General features: G+C 44.3%; 10 protein-coding genes. 7 read left to right on the top strand and 3 right to left on the bottom strand.

The window, feature by feature from the left end; translation table 11 throughout:
• Positions 1-156: site-specific integrase (locus V3S16_RS09350; RefSeq protein ID WP_413884281.1), on the bottom strand; the 156-nt coding region annotated here is incomplete at its 3' end.
• A 539-nt stretch (positions 157-695) separates the two neighbouring features.
• Between V3S16_RS09350 and V3S16_RS09345 the strand changes: the two genes are divergently transcribed.
• From V3S16_RS09345 to V3S16_RS09325, 5 genes are all read left to right on the top strand, one after another.
• Entirely contained in the window at positions 696-929 is a 234-nt protein-coding gene (locus V3S16_RS09345) for a type II toxin-antitoxin system Phd/YefM family antitoxin (RefSeq protein WP_413884416.1), read from the top strand.
• Positions 930-1,307, top strand: coding sequence for a type II toxin-antitoxin system VapC family toxin (locus V3S16_RS09340; protein ID WP_413884415.1), 378 nt, complete (start codon positions 930-932; stop codon positions 1,305-1,307).
• Between the two features lie 26 nt (positions 1,308-1,333).
• Positions 1,334-1,828: an FmdB family zinc ribbon protein gene (locus V3S16_RS09335; protein ID WP_413884414.1), complete on the top strand. Its 495-nt coding sequence runs from the start codon at positions 1,334-1,336 to the stop codon at positions 1,826-1,828.
• A gap of 504 nt (positions 1,829-2,332) precedes the next feature.
• Positions 2,333-2,530 carry a hypothetical protein gene (locus tag V3S16_RS09330; protein WP_413884413.1) on the top strand — a complete coding sequence of 66 codons (198 nt, stop codon included), beginning with the start codon at positions 2,333-2,335 and terminating at the stop codon, positions 2,528-2,530.
• Between the two features lie 102 nt (positions 2,531-2,632).
• A complete protein-coding gene (locus V3S16_RS09325; RefSeq protein WP_413884412.1) occupies positions 2,633-3,535 on the top strand; it encodes a TIGR01777 family oxidoreductase in 903 nt (300 codons plus the stop codon).
• Between the two features lie 98 nt (positions 3,536-3,633).
• Here V3S16_RS09325 and V3S16_RS09320 read toward each other — a convergent pair whose 3' ends face one another.
• On the bottom strand, positions 3,634-4,248 hold the full coding sequence (locus V3S16_RS09320) for an FmdE family protein (RefSeq protein ID WP_413884411.1): 615 nt from the start codon (positions 4,246-4,248) through the stop codon (positions 3,634-3,636).
• Positions 4,249-4,344: 96 nt separating this feature from the next.
• Here V3S16_RS09320 and V3S16_RS09315 point away from each other — a divergent pair, with 96 nt between their 5' ends.
• A complete protein-coding gene (locus V3S16_RS09315; RefSeq protein WP_413884410.1) occupies positions 4,345-5,070 on the top strand; it encodes a LysE family transporter in 726 nt (241 codons plus the stop codon).
• 154 nt (positions 5,071-5,224) lie between these two features.
• Here V3S16_RS09315 and V3S16_RS09310 read toward each other — a convergent pair whose 3' ends face one another.
• Positions 5,225-5,560 (bottom strand): hypothetical protein, encoded by a 336-nt coding sequence (locus V3S16_RS09310; protein ID WP_413884409.1) that lies wholly within the window; start codon positions 5,558-5,560, stop codon positions 5,225-5,227.
• 223 nt (positions 5,561-5,783) lie between these two features.
• Here V3S16_RS09310 and V3S16_RS09305 point away from each other — a divergent pair.
• The coding region (locus tag V3S16_RS09305; protein WP_413884408.1) for a methyltransferase at positions 5,784-6,682 on the top strand (899 nt) is incomplete at its 3' end.

Below are 6,682 nucleotides of genomic sequence, written 5' to 3'. Positions count from 1 at the left end.
GTCAGCATCTGAAATCTGCTTGCCCCCTTTTTGTTTTAGATATTCAACATATCTGGAAATATCCCGGCTGTAGGATTCAATCGTGTTTTTTGAAAGGCCCTTTTCGAGAATCAGGTAATTTATATACTGATCAACAATAACATCAAGTGAAGGCATGGGTACACTCTAAACGGTCTTTATTTAGTCCTGAAAAACCTGGTCCTTCCCCGCATGGCGGGATCTTCGATGGGCCAAGCCTGTCCCGCTGCTCTGCGGGGGATTCTTTACTCCGGCTTTGCGGTGAAAATGGAAAACGCCTTTCTAACAAAAGCCCCTTTTAAAATTTGAAACGCTCAATTTAGGTAACATATTGTAACATCACACGATTTTCCTTGATTTTTATGCAATATTCAATCTTCGAGTTTTCACAAGGCCTATTCCAGTCGCTATGATTGAGACACTGGATGGTTTTGCCAATTTTGCACATGAACGAGCACCATACAGAAACATCACTCATGAACAATATAGGAAGTTGATGAGTAAAAGTGATGGCCTCCAACAAATCACTCCGGCGGAGGGCTTATAGCCACCGCTGACCTATGTCGTTCGGCTTCAGGGTGGTGATCATCTAAAACTCTTTTAAAATAGTGTATTGACATACACCTTCCAACAGTTTATATTTCAAAATGTAAACTAAAACAGGTGTAGGAGGAGCTATGAAAGCAACTGCAAAAGATCTCCGGTTCCATTCAAAGGAACTGCTTGATACGGTCAATAGAGGCGAGGAAGTTGTAATAACCTTTCGCGGTAAGCCTTGTGCCAAACTTATTCCCTACGAAGAAAAAAAGGAGGAAATCGCAAAGAACGAATTATTTGGAATCTGGAAAGATAACGACATGGTCCAAGACGTTGATGAATATATCAGGGGATTAAGAAAAGGGAGATACTAAATGGTTATCGATACAGATGTTCTTATTTGGTATATGAAAGGGAATGAAAAGGCATATAAAACTATTGAGAATTCAAAGAGTTTCTTTATTTCTGTCGTTACATATATGGAATTAGTCCAAGGCATGAGAAACAAGAATGAGCTCAATAATCTTCGTAGGGCTCTCTTTGTATGGAACTCGGAAATTCTCTATATTTCAGAAGAAATATCCATTAAAGCAATGTTCTTTGTAGAACAACATTATTTAAGCCATTCAATTCAGTTGGCGGATGCTTTGATAGGTGCTACGGCAATTGCGTACGGGCTTCCAATTCTAACAGGTAACGACAAACATTATAAGATACTAAAAAACACGCAAATCAAAAAATTCCGACCTTAATCCCCTAAAACTGTATGAGGTAACGTATGCCGATATACGAATTTTATTGCCGGGACTGTAATACTATATTTAATTTCTTTTCCAAAACCGTTAATACAACTAAAAAGCCCAAGTGCCCAAAATGTAAAGTGCGGACCCTCACCAGACAGGTTTCCTTGTTTGCATTCACAGGCAAGGCCAAAGAGGGCAGCGAGTTGGATGATCTTCCTTTTGATGCAAGTAAGATGGAACAGGCTATGCATAGGCTGGCCAGTGAGGCTGATAAGGTTAATGAGGACGATCCGAGGCAAGCTGCCGATCTTATGCGAAAACTTTCTGACATGACGGGGCTTAAATTGGGAGAGGGCATGGACGAGGCCTTAAGTCGCATGGAAAAGGGTGAAGATCCCGAGCAGATCGAATCTGAAATGGGTGATCTTTTGGAAAATGGAGATCCATTTTCCCTGCCTGGAAAAAGAGGAAAAGCAGCCAAAACAAAACAAAAACCGCTGCTTAGAGATGATACGCTCTATGATCTCTAAGTGAAAGCCGATAATACCCCATCTCCTTTGTTATCAAGGGCTCGCAGTAAACGACTACGACTTCACCCTTGATGCCGCGGATCTGGGGCATCCTCGGCTTTCGCTCAATTAGGGTACTACGGCTCACCCTTGACGCCTTGAATCTGGGATATCCTCGACTTTCGCTCAATTAGGGTGAGAGTATCAATATCTGAACCCTGAACCTTTGAACCTCTGAACCCTGAACCTTTTTACCCTAATGGAGCTGTTTTACCGGGAAATCCCCCGACTGCTGGTATAGTTCGTGGAAATTTATGGGTGCATTGCATTGACAAATCGAATTGGGGGGACTATTTTATTTGAAATTCAAGAAATTCGTTATAAAGCTTTGTTGAAAAGGAGAATATTATGGTTGAAGTAACAGAATCAGCTTCAAAACAGATTGCCGAGTATTTTAAGGATAAAAAGGTTGCTCCGATACGGATTTTTCTAAACGCGGGTGGCTGAGGCGGCCCTTCGCTGGCAATGGCTCTGGATGAGCCTAAAGAGAGCGATACTGTACATGAGATCAATGGTTTCAAATATATCGTAGACCAGGAATTCATGGAAAAAGTACAACCCATCAAGATAGATTTTACAGAGATGGGTTTTAAACTTGACTGTGGAGTAGATTTAGGAGCAGGAGCAGATTGCAGTGGTTGTGGCACAGCAAGCACTTGCTAATGATTAGACAAGTTTGATTCGTATTAAAGGCAGCACGAAATGAGTGCTGCTTTTTTTTTTGATAATTCTTTATGATATATTCGGGATAGCGGGAGGTGCCATATGAAGATTTTTATTACCGGAGGGCTCGGCTTTATCGGCAGGCATCTGTCAAATTTCCTCTTGCGCCAGGGGCACCACGTCACCGCCGTCGGGACCCGTCCTGACCAAAACCTGATCAACGACGAAAATTTTCGTTACATATCGGCAGATACCACCCGCAAAGGGACCTGGCAGGATGCTTTGCAGGATACAGATGTAGTCATCAACCTGGCCGGCCGGCAGATTTTTAAGCGCTGGACTAAAACCTACAAACAGCTTATTCATGACAGCCGAATCTTAACGACACGCAACCTGGTCGAATCTTTATCCGCAAATAAGGAAATTATACTTTGCAGTGCTTCCGGGATTGGGTACTACGGAGACAGGGGGGACGACATGCTTACAGAAAGAGAGCCGGTGGGTAGTGACTTTCTGGCCGGGGTCAGCCGTGACTGGGAAGCGGAAGCATTGCGCGCAGAAGAAAAAGGGGTAAGGGTTGTAACCACCCGTTTTGGTGTCGTTTTAGGTAAGGATGGCGGCGCCATGGAAAAAATGGTTCCCGCATTTCGATTCTTTTTAGGCGGGCCGTTGGGAAGCGGCAGACAATGGTTCCCCTGGATTCACATCGAAGATCTTGTTTTAGCCGTGAACTTTATTCTCGAACATGAGGATATTAAAGGGCCGGTCAACTTCTGCGCCCCCAACCCGGTCACAAACCGGGATTTTGCTAATGCTATGGGGCACGTTCTGCGCAGGCCGGCCATTATGCCGGCGCCGTCTTTCATGATTCGCCTGGTCATGGGAGAATTTGGAGACTTAATGCTGTTCAGTCAGCGGGCGATGCCGGAGAAGCTTTTGAGTTGCGGCTTTACTTTTAATTATCCTGAAGTCGAGGGTGCCATCAGGGATATCGTAGAAGCGTAAAGAATTCATCTTGTTTATTCAGTCCTGAAAAACCTGGTCCTTCCCCGCGTGGCGGGATCTTCGATGGGCCAAGCCTGTCCCGCATTGCGGGGGATTCTTTATTCAGAGCAGGGTATACAGAGGCGCTTGCCGTTATCTGCGGCGACCATTTTTGTTGACATCGTCATCTCGCCGCACATCGCGCACGCTTGAGAACGTGCCAGCGGCGCAAACGGGGGCGCAATAAATTCGACTTCCTTGGTCGAAAAGACATCATCAAAGGGTTTTGAAAGCAGGTCAACGGCCTTGAGCAGCTTGTGGCGCCATCTTTCCTGCTCGGTTGCCGTGCCGGCAGTAATGGCTGCATCAAGCCGGTTGAATTCTTTTTTGGACTCTCCCCTGTATCGATAGGTTTTGGTGCGGGAAAAGCGATAGGCTTTTTGGCTTGTGCGGTTCAGGATCGTATAGGCGTTTTTCCCGTAATCCTTTAAGATCAGATTGCCTTTGCCGGTTGAAGTGCCTAACATGCTTTGCAGTGCATCCACGGCGCATGAGTCATTTTCACAAACAGCTACGATCTCTTCGTCCCTGGAGCGCCTGAGTTCAAGCAGATCTATAGCAGCTTTTGTAACCAGGTAACCGTAAACAAGTCCGGGGCAAAGATGCCCGTGAAATTCGATGCATGCTTTAAGTTCATCCGGCAATTCTAATTTTGCATTTTCAGTCTTTTCCATCGTAGCCCTCATAAATCGGAATATATTTGACGGTTTCGTAAAAAGTAAAAAATTCCTTTTTAGATTACAAAAGCCATTTTCGGGTCCAGTGTACTCATGCTCAACGAAATTACAAGCTTTGTTTCTACCTTCTGGATGATTTTCTCATTTTCCTTTTTGGTGGCCCTGACCGGGGCCATGTCGCCCGGTCCGCTACTCACCTATACTATTATTAAAGCCGCTAAAACCAGCAAACGCGGCTATCTCATGGGTTTATGGATTATCGCCGGGCACGCTCTTCTGGAAATGGGCATCATAATATTTTTGCTCATGGGCTTCTCTTTTATTCTGCAAAACATAGTTATAGTAAGAATTATCGGCGTTGCCGGGGGAGTAATTCTAATCTGTTTCGGAATATCAATTGCCAGAGACATTTATCTTGGCAAGATCCCTACCGATTTTTTACAATCATCCGAAAGCCAAACAAATGACACGAACCCATTCGAAAACAAAGGCCTGGAAAACCCGGTAATCGGCGGAATTATAGTTTCCATGTCTAATCCCTATTGGTGGGTTTGGTGGGCTACGATCGGGTTCGCCTTTATGATTCAGTTTGACATATCTTTCCGGCAATGGCCGAAACTTTTAGCATTTTTCTTAGGGCACGAAGCCGGAGATCTGATATGGTACCTGATCGTTTCAACGCTCTCATTTTTTGGCCTGCGTCATCTGAACAAAAAAGTGTACTATGGTGTTCTTGCCGTCTGCGCCCTTTTTATGATTCTATTCGGCATTTATCTGGGTATAACGCCACTTTTGAAAACAAGTTTGATGGCGTCGTAAAAAGTCCCATCTACGGCGTTGTAGTATTTTTGCAGACATTAGGCATGCTACATGTATGGCCTCGTTCCTGAAAAAATACTACGCCTTTTTATCCCGCCGAGGTTTGACGGGGGTATATGAACCTTTTTACTTAGCCATCTATAATGGTGCATGGTTAAGGATCTAAAGGAAAATCATCCGGGTCATCATCGTTCAAGTCGTCAGATTTTGAATAGGAGGTATCGTCATGTTGAAGATCTTCGGAGGCATCAATTACGGAGTCTTCGGGATCTATCTCCTGAGGTTCTTCGGCTTTTTGTCGTTTTTCTTCTAAATAACGCCTGTTGATGATCTCAATTCCATGACGAGTCAGCTTTTCGCCTCCAAACTTTAAGTAAACTGATAATGTATTTTGGATGTCAACATTGTTTTGTAGTTCACCAGGGGCAAATTTAAGCAATTGCTGAAATTGATCGTGCAGATTGTCAGGAAGATTCAATCGCTTTGCCATTATTATCACCATATTACGGATTTATATATTTGCTGTTTCGACAATCCCGTAAGAAGCATTTAACAACGACGGAAATAAATTAATTTGATAATAAATCATGAAAGCAAAAAGTAAAGTCTTTATCGTACAAAATTTATAAAAAATTTATGTCGAAATATATTACTAAATTTGATAAATACTTATAAAAGAGAATTTAACAATAAGGGCAAAAAGGATAACCACAATGACTGCACAAGATCTTAATCCGGGACATCTGTTGGAAATTTCAGGAAGATTTTGGGAAACGTGTACACTGCATGCCGGGGTCAAACTCGATGTTTTTACGATCATCGGCAGCGAGCAACTCGCTTGCCAGGATGTGGCTCAACAGTTGAGCGGAAATAATAGGGCCGTTGAAATGCTCCTTAACGCCCTTACCGCCATGAATCTTGTGAGCAAAAGCAATGATAGATATGCCAACACCCCCGTAAGCAAGTCTTTTCTTGTTAAAGACTCACCCCGCTATGTCGGCCATATCATCATGCACCATCATCATCTGGTGGAGTCCTGGGCGCAGATGGATGCAGCGGTTCTATCCGGCCAAGCGGTTAGAACCAGAGCTTCTTATGAAGACGGCCAAAGGCGGGAAAGCTTCCTGATGGGTATGTTTAATATTGCCATAAATCTGGCTCCTGTGATCGTGCCGTTAATCGATCTGGGCGGCCGGAGGCGTCTCCTTGATCTGGGCGGAGGCCCCGGTACTTATGCCATCCAATTTTGTCTGAATAATCCGGGCCTTAAAGCCACGGTTTATGATCTGGCAACTACCCGGCCTTTTGCAGAAAAAACCATTGCTAAATTCGATTTAACAGACCGTATCGAATTTAAGGACACAGACTATCTCGAAGAAGAGCTTGAAGGCCGCTATGACGTGGCCTGGTTGTCGCATATTCTGCATGCAGAATCACCAAAAGACTGCCGTATAATCATCGGCAAGGCGGTTTCCGTCTTGGACCCGGGAGGTATGATCCTGATCCACGAATTCATTCTTGACAACACCATGGACGGGCCGCTCTTTCCGGCCCTTTTTTCCCTGAACATGCTGCTGGGAACACCGGCCGGTCAGGCCTATTCTGAAAAGCA

It is taken from the genome of Candidatus Desulfatibia sp., assembly GCF_036446775.1.
Taxonomy (GTDB): domain Bacteria; phylum Desulfobacterota; class Desulfobacteria; order Desulfobacterales; family UBA11574; genus Desulfatibia_A.
Note: the sequence above shows the minus strand (reverse complement) of the source record. Positions and strands in the feature narration are given on the sequence as shown.